This window comes from Acinetobacter sp. YH12100, from assembly GCF_013419135.1.
Classification (GTDB): domain Bacteria; phylum Pseudomonadota; class Gammaproteobacteria; order Pseudomonadales; family Moraxellaceae; genus Acinetobacter; species Acinetobacter pseudolwoffii.
In genome coordinates, this window is the sequence record NZ_VPAQ01000015.1 from 15,635 (window position 1) to 33,590 (window position 17,956).

At 46.1% G+C, this 17,956-nt stretch carries 18 protein-coding genes and 5 tRNA genes; 9 read left to right on the forward strand and 14 right to left on the reverse strand.

The features are described 5' to 3' along the window. The 5 genes from FTU40_RS11230 to FTU40_RS11250 are packed head-to-tail and all read left to right on the forward strand — an operon-like array spanning position 1 to position 3,379. Positions 1-366 (forward strand): Na+/H+ antiporter subunit C, encoded by a 366-nt coding sequence (locus FTU40_RS11230; RefSeq protein WP_005168933.1) that lies wholly within the window; start codon positions 1-3, stop codon positions 364-366. Further along, entirely contained in the window at positions 366-2,174 is a 1,809-nt protein-coding gene (locus tag FTU40_RS11235) for a monovalent cation/H+ antiporter subunit D (protein ID WP_180040894.1), read from the forward strand. The genes FTU40_RS11230 and FTU40_RS11235 overlap by 1 nt, the downstream gene beginning before the upstream one ends. Beyond that, a complete protein-coding gene (locus FTU40_RS11240; protein ID WP_005094373.1) occupies positions 2,174-2,692 on the forward strand; it encodes a Na+/H+ antiporter subunit E in 519 nt (172 codons plus the stop codon). Before FTU40_RS11235 ends, FTU40_RS11240 begins: the two co-directional genes overlap by 1 nt. Then, a complete protein-coding gene (locus FTU40_RS11245) occupies positions 2,689-2,964 on the forward strand; it encodes a monovalent cation/H+ antiporter subunit F (protein WP_005094376.1) in 276 nt (91 codons plus the stop codon). Before FTU40_RS11240 ends, FTU40_RS11245 begins: the two co-directional genes overlap by 4 nt. A gap of 10 nt (positions 2,965-2,974) precedes the next feature. Continuing rightward, positions 2,975-3,379, forward strand: coding sequence for a Na+/H+ antiporter subunit G (locus tag FTU40_RS11250; RefSeq protein WP_005094378.1), 405 nt, complete (start codon positions 2,975-2,977; stop codon positions 3,377-3,379). Positions 3,380-3,484: 105 nt separating this feature from the next. On the opposite strand, the gene FTU40_RS11255 is transcribed toward FTU40_RS11250, so the two are convergent. From FTU40_RS11255 to tpiA, 11 genes are all read right to left on the reverse strand, one after another. Next, positions 3,485-3,889 carry a ribosome-binding factor A gene (locus FTU40_RS11255; protein ID WP_005094380.1) on the reverse strand — a complete coding sequence of 135 codons (405 nt, stop codon included), beginning with the start codon at positions 3,887-3,889 and terminating at the stop codon, positions 3,485-3,487. Next, positions 3,889-6,600, reverse strand: coding sequence for a translation initiation factor IF-2 (gene infB, locus FTU40_RS11260; RefSeq protein WP_005094383.1), 2,712 nt, complete (start codon positions 6,598-6,600; stop codon positions 3,889-3,891). Before infB ends, FTU40_RS11255 begins: the two co-directional genes overlap by 1 nt. 10 nt (positions 6,601-6,610) lie before the next feature. Beyond that, positions 6,611-8,095 (reverse strand): transcription termination factor NusA, encoded by a 1,485-nt coding sequence (gene nusA, locus FTU40_RS11265; protein ID WP_005094384.1) that lies wholly within the window; start codon positions 8,093-8,095, stop codon positions 6,611-6,613. Between the two features lie 34 nt (positions 8,096-8,129). Next, positions 8,130-8,654, reverse strand: coding sequence for a ribosome maturation factor RimP (gene rimP / locus FTU40_RS11270; RefSeq protein ID WP_005094386.1), 525 nt, complete (start codon positions 8,652-8,654; stop codon positions 8,130-8,132). Between the two features lie 222 nt (positions 8,655-8,876). Then, positions 8,877-8,953: transfer RNA gene (locus tag FTU40_RS11275), tRNA-Met, on the reverse strand. A gap of 196 nt (positions 8,954-9,149) precedes the next feature. Continuing rightward, positions 9,150-9,226, reverse strand: a tRNA-Met gene (locus tag FTU40_RS11280). A 68-nt stretch (positions 9,227-9,294) separates the two neighbouring features. Further along, positions 9,295-9,371: transfer RNA gene (locus tag FTU40_RS11285), tRNA-Met, on the reverse strand. An 80-nt stretch (positions 9,372-9,451) separates the two neighbouring features. Continuing rightward, positions 9,452-9,528 (reverse strand) — tRNA-Met (locus FTU40_RS11290). Between the two features lie 54 nt (positions 9,529-9,582). Continuing rightward, positions 9,583-9,667 (reverse strand) — tRNA-Leu (locus tag FTU40_RS11295). A 53-nt stretch (positions 9,668-9,720) separates the two neighbouring features. Beyond that, positions 9,721-10,050: a preprotein translocase subunit SecG gene (secG, locus tag FTU40_RS11300; RefSeq protein WP_005094388.1), complete on the reverse strand. Its 330-nt coding sequence runs from the start codon at positions 10,048-10,050 to the stop codon at positions 9,721-9,723. Between the two features lie 13 nt (positions 10,051-10,063). Further along, positions 10,064-10,855, reverse strand: coding sequence for a triose-phosphate isomerase (gene tpiA, locus FTU40_RS11305; protein WP_005094392.1), 792 nt, complete (start codon positions 10,853-10,855; stop codon positions 10,064-10,066). Positions 10,856-11,132: 277 nt separating this feature from the next. Here tpiA and pilB point away from each other — a divergent pair, with 277 nt between their 5' ends. From pilB to coaE, 4 genes are read left to right on the forward strand one after another with little or no spacing between them, the layout of a single operon-like run. Continuing rightward, entirely contained in the window at positions 11,133-12,845 is a 1,713-nt protein-coding gene (gene pilB / locus FTU40_RS11310; protein WP_005094394.1) for a type IV-A pilus assembly ATPase PilB, read from the forward strand. 31 nt (positions 12,846-12,876) lie between these two features. Further along, positions 12,877-14,106 carry a type II secretion system F family protein gene (locus tag FTU40_RS11315; protein ID WP_180040896.1) on the forward strand — a complete coding sequence of 410 codons (1,230 nt, stop codon included), beginning with the start codon at positions 12,877-12,879 and terminating at the stop codon, positions 14,104-14,106. Next, a complete protein-coding gene (locus FTU40_RS11320; protein ID WP_180040898.1) occupies positions 14,106-14,966 on the forward strand; it encodes an A24 family peptidase in 861 nt (286 codons plus the stop codon). Before FTU40_RS11315 ends, FTU40_RS11320 begins: the two co-directional genes overlap by 1 nt. A 1-nt stretch (position 14,967) precedes the next feature. Continuing rightward, positions 14,968-15,567: a dephospho-CoA kinase gene (gene coaE, locus FTU40_RS11325; RefSeq protein WP_180040900.1), complete on the forward strand. Its 600-nt coding sequence runs from the start codon at positions 14,968-14,970 to the stop codon at positions 15,565-15,567. A 21-nt stretch (positions 15,568-15,588) separates the two neighbouring features. Here coaE and FTU40_RS11330 read toward each other — a convergent pair whose 3' ends face one another. From FTU40_RS11330 to FTU40_RS11340, 3 genes are all read right to left on the reverse strand, one after another. Continuing rightward, entirely contained in the window at positions 15,589-16,512 is a 924-nt protein-coding gene (locus tag FTU40_RS11330) for a DMT family transporter (RefSeq protein ID WP_373686060.1), read from the reverse strand. A 6-nt stretch (positions 16,513-16,518) separates the two neighbouring features. Then, entirely contained in the window at positions 16,519-17,268 is a 750-nt protein-coding gene (gene rlmB / locus FTU40_RS11335) for a 23S rRNA (guanosine(2251)-2'-O)-methyltransferase RlmB (RefSeq protein WP_005168959.1), read from the reverse strand. A 136-nt stretch (positions 17,269-17,404) separates the two neighbouring features. After that, complete coding sequence (locus FTU40_RS11340) at positions 17,405-17,728, reverse strand: pyrimidine/purine nucleoside phosphorylase (protein WP_004281089.1); 324 nt, start codon at positions 17,726-17,728, stop codon at positions 17,405-17,407. Between the last annotated feature and the right edge of the window lie 228 nt (positions 17,729-17,956).

A 17,956-nucleotide genomic window follows, 5' to 3' on the forward strand; every position in this document is an offset into this window, starting at 1 on the left:
ATGATGAGTTTAGAATTTTTATTAGCCTCCGCCATTGGTCTACTCGCCGCCACCGGAATCTATCTGATTCTGCGTGCGCGTACTTTTCCGGTGGTGCTGGGCTTGGCCATGATTGGTTATGCGGTCAACCTGTTTTTATTTGCCATGGGGCGGATCCAGATGAATTCGCCTGCCGTATTGACCGAGGCCTCCAGAGTCACCGATCCCCTTCCGCAGGCACTGGTGCTGACCGCCATCGTGATTGGCTTTGCCACCACTGCCTTTATTGTTCAGCTGGCACTGCGTAGCCGTTATGAATCAGGAACAGACCACGTTGATTCAAAAGAAGAAACACCTCAGATTGACCCACGTGAGGATGAGCCTTAATGACTGATCTTCTTCACTTCTGGTCTCAACATACGCCAATTTTCAGTATTCTTTTACCGGCCCTTACCGCTTTTAGTCTGGTACTTTTAGGCAATCCGGGTTCTGGCTCCCTGACCACAGACTGGCGTCAGCCTTGGCGTCGTGGTATCAGCCATATCTCGGGTATCTTGGGTCTGATCATTGCGGTCAGTTATTTAATTGACAGCAGTCAGGGGCAAGTCAGTGTATATACACTGGGCGAATGGGCGGCACCTTTTGGGATCGTGCTGGTGTTGGACCAACTCTCTGCCATGATGCTGGTGTTGACCTATGCCCTGGCAGTACCGGTGGTCTGGTATGCCAGTAAAGAATGGGATACCCGTGGCCGTTATTTCCATACCATGGTGCATTTCCTGCTGATGGGCCTGACCGGCGCCTTCCTGACTGGTGACTTATTCAACCTGTTCGTATTCTTTGAAATCTTGCTGATGGCGTCCTATGTGCTGCTATTACATGGACAGGGCAAGGCGCGTTTCCAGCTGGGAATTCATTACGTCACCATTAACCTGCTGGCTTCTGCGCTGTTCCTGATTGGACTCGGCATGATTTATGGCAGTGTCGGCAGTCTGAACATGGCCGATGTGGCGCGCTTAATGCCTACCTTGGCAGCAGATCAGCATAAACTGGCCGTTGCCGGTGGACTCATGCTATTCGTGGTCTTCGGGATTAAGGCGGCAATGCTGCCGGTGGGCTTCTGGTTACCCAAAACCTATGCCGTAGCCACCACCCCTGTTGCCGCACTCTTTACCATCATGACCAAAGTCGGGATCTATGCGATTTTGCGAATCAATGGAACTGTTTTTGATGATGAGTATAGCCATCAGATTCTAATGAACTGTCTACTGGTGATTGGTCTGATTACTTCAGTTTATGGTGTCATTTGTGCGATTGGTACAGAACGCCTGCGCCGTTTTGTCGGCTTTATGGTGCTGTCTTCAGTCGGTACGATTCTGGTGGCCATTGGCATGAATACGACGGCAGCCTGGGCCGGCGCCCTATACTATATGGTACACAGTACCCTGATTGCTGCGGCATTTTATATCCTGTCTGGCTGGATTACCTCACAGCGCGGTGAGTTCAAAGATCATTTTAAAATCGCACCGCTGATGAAACAGAACAAGCTGGTTTCGATTGTCTATTTCATCATTGCCTTGATGATGGCCGGTCTGCCACCGTTCAGCGGCTTCTTTGGCAAAGTCTTTATTTTGCAGGCTTCTGCCAATTCAGAGCATCAGATGATCATTATCCTGACCATTCTGCTGGTGAGTTTCCTCAGTATTCTGGCTTTTACTCGAGTCGGCTTTATGCTGTTCTGGCGCTCGACCAAACCTGAAGATGATTTGAATTCTGACGATTTCCACAAATATGAAGCTTTACCCAGTAAGGCACCTGCACGTAATGATCACACGATCTATTTGCTACTTGCCGGCTTAACAGCTTATGTTGTATTTGCTGGACCGATCTATCAATATAACTATCAGACGGCAGAACAGATTAAAAACAATCCGGTCTATGAAGCTGCCCTGTTAAAACGTGATGCAGAAGGTCAATTTATTAGTGTGCAACCCTTTGATCCAAGTTATTTGCCAGAAACCAAATATGGTGGCGAGGTGGTGGATCCAAATGCACATCTGATTCCTTATATGATTTCAGAAGCCACTTTGGAAGGTGAAAATATTTCTGAATTCAAACAACGTCAGATTGACCAGCAGCATATTGAACAAACCCAACATGATGATAATCAACTTAAACCGGCGGAGGGACCTTAATGGCTGAATCATTCCTGCAACGTTGGTTCCCGCACCCGTTGGTTTCTGTAATCGTGGGACTCAGCTGGACTTTACTGTCACATAGCACAGAAGCCGGAACCTTGCTGGTGGCCCTGCTTCTGGCGATTGTCATTCCCAAAATGGTCGCGCCGTTTATTGACTATACCCCGAATATCCAGTGGCGGCCTGCGCTGCGTCTGTTCTTTGTCGTGGTCTGGGACATTGTGGTGGCCAATCTTAAAGTTGCAAAACTGGTCTTGGGGCCGACCAAAAACCTACATCCCAAATGGTTCCGTGTGCCTCTGGAAACCGAGCATGAAGAAGTCAACACCTTACTGGCCATGATTATTACCACTACACCGGGCACAGTCACTGCCGGTATTGATCAGGATCGTGGTGATATTCTGGTGCATGCTTTAAGCACGGATGATGAAGCAGCTGAAATCGAGCTGATCAAACAACGTTATGAACAGCCCTTGCTTAAAATTTTCAGCGCACAGACAGGAGAAAAAATATGACGATTCTGCCTTATGCATTAATGATTTGCCTGGGTGCAGTCACTGTCTCGATGTTACTCTGCCTGATCCGACTCATTACCGGCCCTTCTATCGTTGATCGCCTCCTGGCACTCGATACCCTGTTCCTGAATGCCACCTGTCTGATTGTCATTTTGGGAATTTACTGGAGCAGCACTTTTCTGTTTGAAGAGGCCTTACTGGTGGCGATGCTCGGCTTTGTCTCTACAGCAGCTTTGGCGCGTTATTTCACCACTGGCCATGTCATCGACTAGGAGTTTTTAAATGCCGTTAATTTTAGAAATACTAGTTTCGATTTTTTTATTGATTGGTGCTTTCTTCATGCTGGTCGGTGGGATCGGGATGGTGCGCCTGCCCGATCTGTTTATGCGGCTGCATGCACCGACCAAATCCAGTACCTTGGGCTTGGGCAGTTTTCTGATTGCCGCGATTATTTTTTCTGCCATGTACGGCCGTTTCGGTTTTGCTGAAGTGCTGATTACCCTATTTGCCTTTATCACTGCACCCGTATCGGCCAATCTGATGGCGCAGGCAGCATTGCATTTACGTTTACGCTCACTAAGTGGTGAGGTTCCAGAAACACTAGAGCGTCCCCTGCCTTGGCAACGTTCACGTCGCCGTGCTTTTTATGAGAAAAAAATGAATCATAAAAATGATGATCTCACTTGATTTTGACTATTTTTAGATAGGTCGATTCACTTCTAATGTTTAAAGTTTCAATAAAGCCAGCTATAAAAAAGCCACCCGAAGGTGGCTTTTTTATTGTCCTAAGACTTATTCATCATCTTTTTTTGCTTCAGCTTCAGGTAAGTCCTTCACAGCTTCAGCAATCAGACCAAACATATAGTTACCATAGGCATTGGTCTTGTCGTAATGGAAACGTAGACGAGGTGTAATACGGGTTTTGATACGACGGCTCAGTTCGTGACGCAGGAAACCAGAGGCTTTGTTTAATACCTCTAAAGTTTCTTTATTCGCCGCTTCACTTTGTTCATCGCCCAGCTCACGTCCCATAACAGTGACATAAACTTCCGCATATCCCAAGTCCGGGCTCACCTTCACGGCAGAGATGGTCACCAGACCACCTAAGCGTGGATCTTTCAGCTCCTGACGGATCAGTTCTGACAACTCGCGTTGTACTGTATCCGCCATACGCTTCAGACGTTGACTACCCGCCATTAAAGACTCCGTTTGATCAGTTGAACATCGTACACTTCGATCTTATCCAGTGCTTTGATGTCTTTATAACCTTTCACCGCAAGACCACATTCCATACCGGCACGAACTTCTTCAACCACTTCTTTATAGCGACGAAGAGATTCAAGCTCGCCCTGGAATACCACCACGTCATCACGGAGTACGCGAATCGGTTTGTTACGATGCAATACGCCTTCAAGAACCATACAGCCCGCAGCCGCACCGAATTTACTTGAGTGGAATACTTCACGTACTTGTGCAACACCCAGAATTGTTTCACGATGTTCAGGTGCCAGCTTACCGCTCATTGCTGCTTTCACATCATCAATCAATTGATAGATGATTGAGTAGTAACGAATGTCGATGCTGTCTGCATCGGCTTTTTGCCGCGCAGTGTTGTCCGCACGAACGTTAAAGCCAAGTAAAACTGCTTCTGAAGATTCAGCCAGTGTTACGTCAGACTCGGTGATTGCACCAACGCCCGAACCAATAATACGTACTTTCACTTCATCCGTTGCAAGTTCAGCAAGTGCAACATGCAAGGCTTCCAGTGTACCGCGTACGTCAGTTTTCAGCACCACGTTCACGATAGGCACATCTTTCTTGCCCATAGACGCCATGATGTTTTCAAGACGCATTGCAGATTGACGCTCAAGACGTTTTTGACGTTCACGATCCATACGTGCATCGGCAACTTCACGTGCTTTTTTCTCATCGCTAACAACAAGAACTTCGTCACCTGCCATTGGCGCTTCTGGAAGACCCAAAATTTCCACTGGAATTGAAGGACCTGCAGATTTGATACGCTGACCATTTTCATCGGTCATTGCACGAACGCGACCATAAGATGAACCAGCAAGAACCAGGTCACCCACTTTCAAGGTACCGTTTTGAACCAGAATAGACGTGACCGCACCACGGCTGTTGTCTACACGTGCTTCAATCACCACACCTTGTGCAGCACCTTCTTCCGATGCTTTCAATTCAAGCAATTCAGCCTGGATCGAAATCAGGTCTAGAAGTTCATCGATACCTTGACCAGAATGCGCCGAAACCATGGCAACTGGTACATCACCGCCCCATTGTTCAGGTACGATCTGTTTGGTGGTCAATTCGTTCAATACGCGATCTGGATCAGCAGATTCTTTATCCATCTTGTTGATTGCAACAATGATTGGTGTACCTGCAGCACGTGCATGGTCGATTGCTTCCGCAGTTTGTGGCATAACACCATCATCTGCTGCAACAACCAGTACAACGATATCCGTTGCTTTGGCACCACGTGAACGCATTGCAGTAAACGCTGCGTGTCCCGGAGTATCAAGGAAGGTAATAATACCTTTGTCGGTTGTAACGTGGTAAGCACCGATATGCTGGGTAATACCGCCTGCTTCGCCTTGCGCCACTTTGGCACGGCGGATACGATCAAGAAGCGATGTTTTACCATGGTCAACATGCCCCATGATGGTAACCACTGGTGCGCGCGTTGTTTGTGCACCACGTGCTTCTTCAGCCGCTTCAAGCAGGTTATCTTCAGCTTGCGTATCAGAAACCAATACCGGGTTATGACCCATTTCTTCTACGATTAATGCTGCAATTTCCTGATCAATGGCTTGGTTCTGAGTAACCAGCTCACCCATTTTCATGAGAGATTTAATAACTTCACGAACCTTGATCGCCATTTTCGCAGCCAAATCAGCCACAACAATGGTTTCACCAATTTCAACATCGTAAACCTGTTTCTTCACAGGTTTTTCGAAGCCGTGCTTGTTGCCCTGGCTGGTTTTCAAACCGCGTTTAGGCTGTTTGCTGAAGCTCTGCTCTTCCTGACCACGACGTCCACCTTTTTTCGGTGCACGTGCAGCTGGGGTATTGGTACCACGTTTGATCTCGCGGTCTTCTTTGGCAAATGAGTCTTCATATGCCTGACCCACCAGACCGGCAGCAAGCGGAGAATCGTCTACGACACGAATCGTTGCTGTTGTATCTTCAGCGGTGTACTTAGACGCCATCTGACGCATTTGTTCAAGCGTACGTTGCTGCGCTTCTTCAGCCGCTTTACGACGTGCTGCTTCTTCAGTCGCTTTTAATTGCGCTGCCTGAGCTTCACGTGCTTTTTTCTGTTCAGCCGTTTCAGTTTGTTTAACAACCTGTTTTACAATCGGCTTGTTGGTCGATTTGCGTTTTACCACGACTGCCGCTTTAGAAACTTCTTGCTTGTCGCTGGTTTGTTTTGCAGCAGCACGCATCGCTTCTAGAGCTTTACTCGCGTTATTTACGCCAGTTTTCGGAGCTTCAGCAGAAGAAGCAGCTTGTGCTGTATTCTGCTCAGGCGCAGCTTTGGCCTGTTGTTCAGCCTTGGCTTTCGCCAATGCTTCTGCTTTGATCTGTTCTGGATCAGGCTTAACAAATGTATGCTTCTTGCGAACTTCTACATTAATCGTTTTCGCCTTACCTGAAGTACTCGCAACTTTTGCAGTACTGGTTGTTTTACGTTTCAACGTGATTTGCCCTGCTTGGCTTTCTGAACCTTGTGATTTCTTCACATGGCTCATCAAGCTATCTTGTTGTTCGGTGGTAATAATATCGTCAGCTTTACGCTGTGGTAAACCTGCCTCACGAACCTGCTCTAGGAGCTTCTCAACTGGACGACCCACGCTGAGGGCTAACTCTTTAATCGACTTGTCCGTCATATACTACCTCCTAGTTAAACCATGATTCGCGCGCTTTCATAATGAGTTGACCGGCTTTCTCAGCACCCAAACCTTCAATATCTTCGATATCGTCGGTCGCCTGATCTGCCAAATCGTCAACTGTTACCACACCACGAGCTGCTAGAGCTTGCGCGATCTCTGCTGTCATGCCTTCCATTGCAACAAGTTCTTCACTTGGCGCTTGTATATTCTCTTGCTGTTGTAATGCATCAGCAAGTGCAATTTCTTTCGCACGGCTTTGCAATAATTCAACCAGTTCAGCATCAAGTTCGATTTCATCAAACGTTTCTGCAGGGACATAAGCAATTTCTTCAAGCGAGGTGAAGCCCATTTCTACCAGTGCCATCGCCAAATCTTCCGCGATATCCAGACGTGTTACAAACATGTCCAGATACTGTTGCGCTTCGTTTTGTTGACGGGCGTAGTATTCCTCTTCCAGCATCATGTCCAGCTTGTAGCCAGTCAATTCTGATGCCAGACGAACGTTCTGACCTTGTGAACCAATCGCACGAGCCAATTGATCACTCGTTGCAAAGATGATGTCTGCAGTACGGGCATCTTCATCGATGACAATACTCGATACATCTGCTGGTTCCAGTGCGCTGGCGATGTACTGGGCAGGGTCGTCAGACCATACCACGACATCGATACGCTCACCGTTCAATTCTTGTTGAACAGCCTGGATACGTGTACCACGCATACCAATACATGCACCAACCGGATCAATACGGTGATCATTTGTTTTTACTGCAATTTTAGCACGCACGCCTGGTTGACGAGCTGCTGCTTTAATTTCAATAATTTCTTCAGAAATCTCAGGGATCTCTTTCTTCATCAATGCGATCAGCATATCCGGCTTGGCACGTGACAACTGGAGTTGCGCACCACGACCTTCACGGTTCACATTGAACAGAATCGCATTCATACGTTGCTTCGGACGAAGAATTTCTTTCGGAATCATTTCTTCACGTGCAAGGTATGCTTCAGCATTATCACCCAAGTCAATGATAAAACCATCTTTGGTTTGTTTCTTCACTTCACCATAGATCAGCTCGCCGACTTTAGATTCGTAAGCATCGGCCACAAGTGCGCGTTCTGCTTCACGGATCTTCTGTACAATCACTTGCTTGGCAATTTGTGCTGCAATACGACCGAAATCAATCGATTCTACTTCGAGTTCACGAATATCACCAATTGACCATTGTGCAGGATCAAGATCAGAAATCGCATCCTGACACGCTGGCATTTCATGATCTTCGTCAGCGACTACTTCCCACTGACGAAAAGTACGGTAGTCACCTGTTTTGCGATCAATTTCCACACGTAAACGTGCTTCTTCAGAGCGAGTTCCTTCGTAGAATTTTTTCTTGGTCGCCGCAACTAAAGCTTGCTCAAGCGCTTCGAAAATTGCTTCACGAGGTACACCCTTTTCGTTACTAACCGTTTCAACGACGGTCAGAATTTCACGTGCCATACGTCACCTATTCGTTAAATTTTTATTTATTCAATTAATCTTGGAAGACCAAATTTGCTTTATCGATATTGTGACTGTCGATCTCCAATACCTGTTGCTTTTCTACTTCAACTTGAATCATTTCATTGTCTAGGTCGACTGCAACCAGTTTGGCCTGGAATTTACGACGGTTATCTACTGCACTAATCAGACGTAATGCTACGCTATGACCAATATAGCCTGACATCTGTTCGAGCTGGAAGAATGGACGATCCCAGCCTGGAGAAGACACTTCAAGTGAATATTCACCCGAGATCGGATCATGAACATCCAGCATGGCGCCGACTTGCTGCGTTACACGCACACAATCCTGAACACCAATACCACGCCCCTGTTCCTCTTCACCGTCTTCATTAACGGCCGGTTCAGCGCTTGCATCGACCGGTTTGTCGATGTAGATACGTAATAACGAACGTTTACCCTGTGGCAGGAACTCAATCCCCCAAAGGTTTACATTACAGGCTTCAACTGCCGGTGCAATCAAGTCCTGAAGTGCTTGAGTTTTATTTGATAGCTTCATTTACTCTCGTCATCTGGTGCGATTTTATGATCTATTTGACCACTACAAACCAATACAAACTATAGTAGTAGTGAAACATGGAGACGTGACCAAATAATGTCGACACTACACGATAGCCAATAAAAAAGGGCGTAAATCGCCCCAATTAAGCACAATAGCGATTTTTTTCAAATCCCACTGTGCAAAAAGGCCCACCTTGTTGTGAGCCTCTTTTTAGAAACTTGGTAGCGGGAGCTGGATTTGAACCAACGACCTTCGGGTTATGAGCCCGACGAGCTACCAGACTGCTCCATCCCGCATCAACGTGCAAAAATTATATACAAAAGATGAGAGCTTTTCAATCAAAACTGCATCATTCTGCATATTTGTCATCTGTGACTGAAAAAATGGTAGTGGGTGCTGGATGTAAACCAACAACCTTCGCCAGTTTATAGAGAGTTGAGCCCGACAAGCAATCAACTAAATCCATAAATAACGTTTACCAAACCATTTAAATGGTAGCGGGAGCTGGATTTGAACCAACGACCTTCGGGTTATGAGCCCGACGAGCTACCAGACTGCTCCATCCCGCATCAGCGTACAAATAACATTCAGCTTAAAAAAACTTAAACTGCTTTTAAAGTTTGCATCTTTAAAAGATTGGTAGCGGGAGCTGGATTTGAACCAACGACCTTCGGGTTATGAGCCCGACGAGCTACCAGACTGCTCCATCCCGCAACAACATGCAAATTATATTTCTCAGCTTAATAACTTATTAAACTGCCTCTTAAAAGTTTGCGTCTTTAAAAAGGATTGATTGGTAGCGGGAGCTGGATTTGAACCAACGACCTTCGGGTTATGAGCCCGACGAGCTACCAGACTGCTCCATCCCGCATCAACAGAAGTTTTTTCAGCTGCATACACCAACTTAAATTTCTGGATTATAAGTTGGTGCGGAAGGGGGGACTTGAACCCCCACGCCCGAAAGCACTACCACCTCAAGGTAGCGTGTCTACCAATTCCACCACCACCGCAGCTGTGACGCATTCTAGTCGCATCACTGGAAAAAAGAAAGGACTAATTAAAACTATTCGGTCGTTTCTGGTGCAGTTGGTGAAGTTTCATTCGATTGCACAGGCATGGTCGGCGCAGATTGAACCGTTCCCAAACTATAGGCATTTGTGCTGTCTTTCTTGGCCAAAACAGCCAGAGTCAAACTGGTCACAAAAAATAGCGCCGTTAAAATGGCAGTCAAACGGGTCATAAAATTGCCGGAACCCGATGCCCCGAATACTGTCGCCGCACCACCGCCACCGAAAGAGGCACCAGCATCTGCACCTTTACCATGCTGAACCAAAATCAAGACAATCATCAAAACAGCTAAGATAATATGTACTACCAGCACAAAAGTTTGCATGCTGAACTCCTAATTATTGTGTATTTGCAAATGCGTGAGCAATTTTATGGAACGACTCAGCATTGAGTGATGCACCACCGACCAGTGCTCCATTGATATCCGGGCAGGCTGCTAACTCTACTGCATTTTCCGGCTTGACACTACCACCATATAAAATCGCCATGGTTGCACCATAGCCGGTGATCTGGCTCAAACCTTGACGGATTTGTGCATGCATGGCTTGTGCATCTTCAGGAGAGGCGGTTTTACCGGTACCAATTGCCCAGATCGGCTCATAAGCAATCACGATATTTTTCCATTGCTCAGCGTCCACTACCGCTGCAATATCACAAATCTGTTGCAATACGACCGCTTCAGCCTGCCCTGCTTCACGTTGTTCCAGGCTTTCACCCACGCAGTAAATCACCGTTAAACCGGCAGTTAATGCATGCTTGATTTTGGCATTCAGAACTTCTGCGTTTTCTGCGAAAACTTCACGACGCTCAGAATGACCAATCAGTACATAATGAATCTGGCTGTCTTGCAATAATTCAGCGCTCACTTCACCGGTATAAGCACCCGTTCCTGAAATACGTGAAACATCTTGTGCTACAGTGTAAACAGGACGAGTCGCAGATGACAGTTCCGCCTGAATCTGGGTCAGGGCAAGAGCAATCGGGGCTACACCGATATGACATTTATCTGCGGCGATTGGTGCAGTTTCCAGTAAATTTTTAATACCGTGCACCAGTGTTAATGCATCTGCCTGCAGCGGATTCATTTTCCAGTTACCTATTACCCAAGGGGTAATCGTCGAAACTGACATAATTAACCTATTTTATTTACATATTTCGAATTGGGCACATTCTACACGGAATTGGAAAATTTAAAGAATAGTTTTCTTATCACTTATTCTAGGTTTAGACTATTCAAAATGGTTGTTTTTTGTTATCACTTAAAAAAATGGGAACTTCTTCTAACCAGTTCAAAGTTTTACTGGATATGAGGAAGGTAGCAGCACTCTTAGCTATGGTATTTTTACGTAACAAACGTATAATTTTAATATAGCAATTAAAAAAATTTGATTTATAGGCATTTATAGCATGACAGCATTACAGGGGTCGCCAAGATTTACCGGATTTATTCGTCGTTTGGTCGAGGAAGGCGTCATCTCGGCTGAAGATATGCGCAGTGCTTTGGCACATGCCAAGCAAGAAAAAATAGATATTGTGGCGGAGCTGATTAACCAGCAACAGCTCTCCCCAACCGTTATTGCTGAAACGATTTCAGTCGAATTTGGTGAGCCGCTGTTTGATATCAGTGCCTATGATCCTGCGCAAATTTTGCGGGATATCATTGATGAGAAGCTGATTACCAAGCATCGCATCCTGCCAATTTTTAAAAATTCCAGTATTTTATATATTGCCATCAGTAATCCGACCAATATTGAAGCGATTGATGCCGTTCGCTTTTCAACCAAGCTCAATATTGAAACCATTATTGTTGAACACAATAAACTGGAAAAACTGATCGAGCAGAATTTTACCGAAGAAAGCACTTTTGAGTTTGATGAAGACTTTGATCTGGATGTAGATTTCGATTCATCTGATCCGAGTAAAGAAGAAGATGAAAAAGACAAAGGTGAAGAAGAAGCACCGATTGTCAAATATATCAATAAATTATTAATCGATGCGATTCGTATGGGTGCTTCGGATCTGCATTTTGAACCTTATGAAAAAATCTACCGGGTTCGTTATCGAGTCGATGGGGTATTACGCCAAATTGCAACACCGCCGCTGCAGTTGGCAACCCGCCTGTCTTCACGTTTAAAAGTCATGTCGCAAATGGACATTTCTGAAAAACGTGTTCCTCAGGATGGCCGTATCAAGCTGAAACTCTCAAAGAACAAAGCCATTGATTTCCGTGTCAACTCATTACCGACCCTGTTTGGCGAAAAACTGGTACTGCGTATTCTAGATCCATCTAGCGCGATGCTGGGGATCGATGCACTCGGTTATGAACCGGAACAAAAAGAACTGTTTATGCAGGCGCTGGATAAACCGCAAGGCATGCTGCTGATTACCGGGCCAACGGGTTCTGGTAAAACGGTTTCACTTTATACCGGTTTGAACATCCTGAATCGTGAAGATACCAATATTTCCACCGCGGAAGATCCGGTCGAGATCAACCTGCAAGGAATTAACCAGGTCAACGTCAACAATAAAGTCGGCCTGACCTTCTCTGCTGCCTTGAAGTCATTCTTACGCCAAGATCCAGATATCGTGATGGTCGGTGAGATCCGGGATCTGGAAACTGCAGAAATTGCCATTAAAGCGGCACAGACCGGTCATATGGTGATGTCAACGCTGCATACCAACAGTGCGCCTGAGACCCTGACCCGTTTACGCAATATGGGCGTGCCGTCTTTTAATATTGCCACTTCAGTGAATCTGGTTATTGCACAACGACTGGCACGTCGCCTGTGTTCACAATGTAAAAAACCTGCCGACATTCCACAGCAGAGTTTATTGGAAATGGGTTTTACCGAAGCAGATCTCCAGCAACCAGAGTTCCAGATCTATGAGCCGGTAGGTTGCAATGAATGTCGCGAAGGCTATAAAGGTCGTGTAGGTGTTTATGAAGTCATGAAAGTGACGCCTGAGATTTCTAGAATTATTATGGAAGATGGCAATGCACTTGAAATTGCCGATGCTTCTGCCCGTGCAGGTTTTAACAATTTACGTCGATCAGGTTTAATCAAGGTGATGCAGGGGGTGACTTCTTTACAGGAAGTCAATCGTGTCACCAGCGAATGATCGTGCGCTGATCTAAAATAAGGATAAAGGTATGGCAGCAGTAAAGAAAGGCCAGATGATGCCGATCTTCAGCTATGAAGGAATTGATCGTAAAGGGGCAAAGATCAAGGGGGAATTGCCAGCACGCAACATGGCACTGGCCAAAGTGACGCTCAGAAAACAGGGCATCAGCATCAAGACCATTCGGGAAAAGAAAAAAAACATTCTCGAAGGCTTAATGAAAAAACGTGTCAGCACACTGGACATCACGATTTTTACCCGACAGCTCGCGACCATGATGAAAGCCGGCGTACCTTTAGTACAAGGCTTTGAAATTGTTGCAGAGGGTCTGGAGAATCCAGCCATGCGTGAAGTCGTTCTGGGGATTAAAGGTGAGGTGGAAGGTGGTAATACCTTTGCCGGTGCACTGCGTAAATACCCGCAATACTTCGATAAACTATTTTGTTCACTGGTCGAATCGGGTGAACAATCCGGTGCGCTAGAAACCATGCTGGATCGGGTCGCGATCTACAAGGAAAAAAGTGAACTGCTCAAGCAAAAAATTAAAAAAGCCATGAAATATCCTGCAACAGTAATCGTAGTAGCATTGATTGTAACCATCATTTTGATGGTCAAAGTAGTGCCTGTCTTCCAAGACGTTTTCTCTTCATTTGGCGCTGACTTACCGGCTTTTACTAAAATGGTGGTCAATATGTCGGAATGGATGCAAAAATATTGGCTCCTGCTCATTATTGCCATTGGGGCCATCATTACGGCTTTTCTGGAAGCAAAAAAACGCAGTAAAAAATTCCGCGACTTTCTGGATAAAGCAGCACTTAAAGCACCGATTTTCGGTGATCTGGTGTATAAAGCGATTATTGCCCGTTATAGCCGTACCTTGGCCACCACTTTTGCAGCCGGTGTACCCTTGATTGATGCACTGGAATCCACTGCCGGCGCAACCAATAACGTGGTGTATGAAGACGCCGTCATGAAAATCCGCGAAGATGTTGCCACTGGTCAGCAATTACAGTTTGCCATGCGGGTGACCAACAAGTTTCCATCTATGGCCGTGCAAATGGTCGCCATTGGTGAGGAATCCGGTGCGTTAGATGCCATGCTGGATAAAGTTGCTACCCATTATGAAAATGAAGTCGACAATGCCGTAGACGGTCTCACTTCCATGATGGAACCCTTGATCATGGCTGTTCTCGGTGTACTTGTCGGTGGTCTGGTGATTGCCATGTACCTTCCAATCTTCCAAATGGGTTCTGTGGTTTAATGCAAGATCTTATTCAATATTTCATTCAAAACCCAACAGCGCTGTATAGCGCAGTTGGGCTTTTTAGTCTCTGCATTGGTAGTTTCTTAAATGTGGTGATTTATCGCACTCCCAAGATGATGGAGCAGGAATGGCGTACCGATTGCCAAATGTTCCTGCATCCGGAACAGCCAATTATTGATGAGACCAAATTAAGTTTAAGCAAACCCGATTCGACTTGCCCCAAATGTCATCAGCCAATCCGCTGGTACCAGAATATTCCCGTCATCAGCTGGCTGGTCTTGCGCGGCAAGTGCGGCAACTGTCAAAATCCCATCAGTATCCGCTATCCATTTATTGAGCTTCTGACCGCGGCCTGTGCGCTGATGGTGGTGGCTGTTTTTGGTCCGACTGTCCAGATGTTATTTGGCCTGATTCTGACTTATGTCTTAATTGCACTGACCTTTATTGATTTTGACACCCAGTTATTGCCGGACCGTTATACCCTACCCCTGGCCGCGCTGGGTCTGGGCGTCAATAGTTATGCCCTCTATACCTCACCGAGCGCTGCCATCTGGGGCTATATCATTGGCTTCCTGTGTTTGTGGGTGGTGTATTATGTCTTTAAAATCGTCACTGGCAAGGAAGGTATGGGCTATGGCGATTTTAAATTGCTTGCCGCCTTGGGTGCCTGGATGGGGCCTTTGCTATTACCATTAATTGTGCTCCTTTCTTCTTTAGTGGGCGCGATTATCGGGATTATCCTGCTGAAAGTCCGTAAGGAAAATCAGCCTTTTGCCTTTGGTCCCTATATCGCGATTGCCGGCTGGATTGCTTTTCTGTGGGGCGAGCAGATTATGAAAGTGTATTTAGGTCAATAAAGTGAAATTTATACTCGGATTAACCGGCGGGATTGGTAGTGGCAAGTCTGCGGCCAGCCAATGGTTTGAAGCACAAGGCATTGTCGTTGTGGATGCCGATGTGGTGGCGCGTGAAGTGGTCGCGATTGGCCAGCCTGCACTTGCCCAGATTCAGCAAGTTTTTGGGGATTGGGTACTGCTTGAAGATGGTTCACTGAATCGTCGTGCCTTGCGCGAATATATTTTCCAGTCTCCTGAAGCACGTAAAACCCTGGAAAATATTACTCATCCAGCAATTCGCACCTCGATTATTCAGCAGTTAGATGCTGCGCAAAGTTCCTATGCCATTCTGGTTTCACCGCTCCTGTTTGAGACCAATCAACATGAGCTCACTCAGCATCGCTTACTGATTGATGCCACAATCGAATTGCAAATTGAACGTGCCTCACAACGTGATGGTCAAAATATTGAGCAAATCCGAAACATTATTGCCGCACAAATGCCACGTGAACAGAAACAGGCCATGGCTGATGATATTGTGCTGAATGATGGTCATCTGGATCATCTTTATGCCCATCTCCGCCCATTGCATGAAAAATATTTAAACATGGCAGCTGCCTGAGGTATAAAAAAAGCAGTCCGATTAAGACTGCTTTTTCTGTGCTGCAAGTTGTGCTTCTAAACTATCTTTACGGCCAATCCAGCGCCAAGGCTGTAAGGCCCCAATTGCCATCCCCACCAAGCCACAAATCATCGCCTGGCTCAGCGCTTCATTTAATAAAGGCACCGCCAGAATCGCAGCAATAAATGGTGCAAGATTGGTAATGCTACCGGCTTTAAATGCACCGAGACGCTTGATTGCTTCGACATAGCTTAAAGTGGCAATAATTACCACAAAAACCCCATGAAAGATGGTTTGAAACAATAAGTGCTGGGGTTCTGGCACACTCAAATTTTTGGGTAAAAACAGCAGATAAACAGGTACGTAAACCACTGCTGACCAGATCGCGACACCGCTCATTGCCTGCCATGCAGTTAACTGATATTTCCGCAATAACACGGTAAAAATTGCCCAGAGTATTGCACTGATAAAAAATAGCCCATCCCCTGCCCCGAATGCCACTCCGGTTTCCTGATACATCAACAGACTCATGATACAGAGCACCGCAATCATAATAATCAGGCTGGCCCAGGTATGCTTATCAAAAGCCTGCCCCATCAGGAAAAAAGCCATGATGGCAGTACAAATCGGAATACAGCCATTCAAGAAAATCGCGGCATGGGCGGTAGGCGCATAATGAAAGGCGCTATAGGCAAACAGACAGTAAATTACTCCGCCAATCATGGCCAGAATAAAGGGTTCTTTTTTCAGTAAAAAAGCCGCCTCCTTGCGATAGAGCAAGATCGGCATCAGAATCAGAAAAGCCAGAGAAAACCGCAGAGCCACGATATCCCAGGCACTGATGTTCCAAAGCGCATTCAGACGGGCGGTTAAAGTAAAACCGCCCCAGATACACATAGTCGTCAGTAGAAAGACATAGCCCTGTGTACGATCTGACAATGCCATCATCAATTACAGGTTACGCTGGCGGCAAGCTTCATACAGTGCCATACCTGTTGCAACACTGACATTCAGGCTTTGCAGATTACCCGCCATCGGGATATACACCGTCTGATCGCATTGGCTTTGTGTAATTGGACGTAGACCGGTATCTTCCGCACCCATCACCACACAGACACCAGTACCGGTGAAATCAAACTCCTGAATCGGCAGCGCTTTTTCATCCAGCATGGTACCGACGACTCGCACATTAAAGTCTTCTTTGATTTGCCCCAAGGTACGCGCCAGATTAGTCACCTGAATAAATTTGACTTTGTCAGCACCACCGGCAGCCACTTTACGTGCAGTCGGAGTCAAGCTTGCAGAACGATCACGTGGTGCAATCACCGCCTCAACACCCATCGCAGCGGCGGTACGCACACATGCTCCGAGGTTGTGTGGATCGGTAATATGATCAAGGGCCAATAACAAGGCTTGCGGATTTGCGCTCAATAATGTCTCAAGATCTTTTTCATTCAAGACCGGATGGGCACGAACGGCTGCTACAACACCCTGATGAAAGGGTTGACCGGCCAATTTTTCCAGTTTGTCACGGCTGGCTTGCTGCACACTGATGCCAAACGGTTCAGCCAGTTCCAGTACACGTTTTAAACGCTGATCATCGCGTCCTTTGAGAGTGAATAATGTCAAGACACGTTCAGGCTCAAGCTCTAACAATGACTCCACTGAATGTACGCCATAAAAATATTCAGGTTTTGCCATGAACGACCTCTAAATTAAATTTATATATAAAAGAAAAATCCCGTAAAGCTGACTTCACAGGATTTCTATAGAATGATTAGTTTAACCGATTCGCACTGAAATTTCTTGCCCGGTTTGCACTGATCTTGCGCTGTACTTAACCTTCAAAATGGCAGACATAGTCCAGCACATCATCGGTTTCGATTTTAAAACGGCTATTACCCGGCACATAGAAGGACTGGCCTGCACGGAACAGCTCACTTTCTTCGCTATCTCCGATCTGAACACGACATTCACCTGAAACAATTTCCATGCGCTCAGGCACATGCGTTTCAAAGGTTAAGGCATTTTCTGATGGTAAAATGACCCCCAAAGTCTTTTTGGTGCCATCTTCAAATTGAACAATATGGCTGATACATAAACCGCCGAAATATACATTTGATTTTTTAAGTACAGATACATGATCAAACTGAGCTGACATGCGATTTCTCCAGATAAAGCATTTTGTAATATTTTGATTGCTGTAGTTTAAATGTGCACTCTCAACTAATCAATCGAAGTTTGTCGGCAGCGGTGAAATATTCTATCTCGCCTGAATGCCTGTTGCGAAAGGGGTATTCTGGCCGCTTGTTTACTGGCTTGATGGTATATTCAGCCCGCCAGATTTGGTTTCTAGCTTAAACTTTGACAATGTCAAAACTATGGAAAC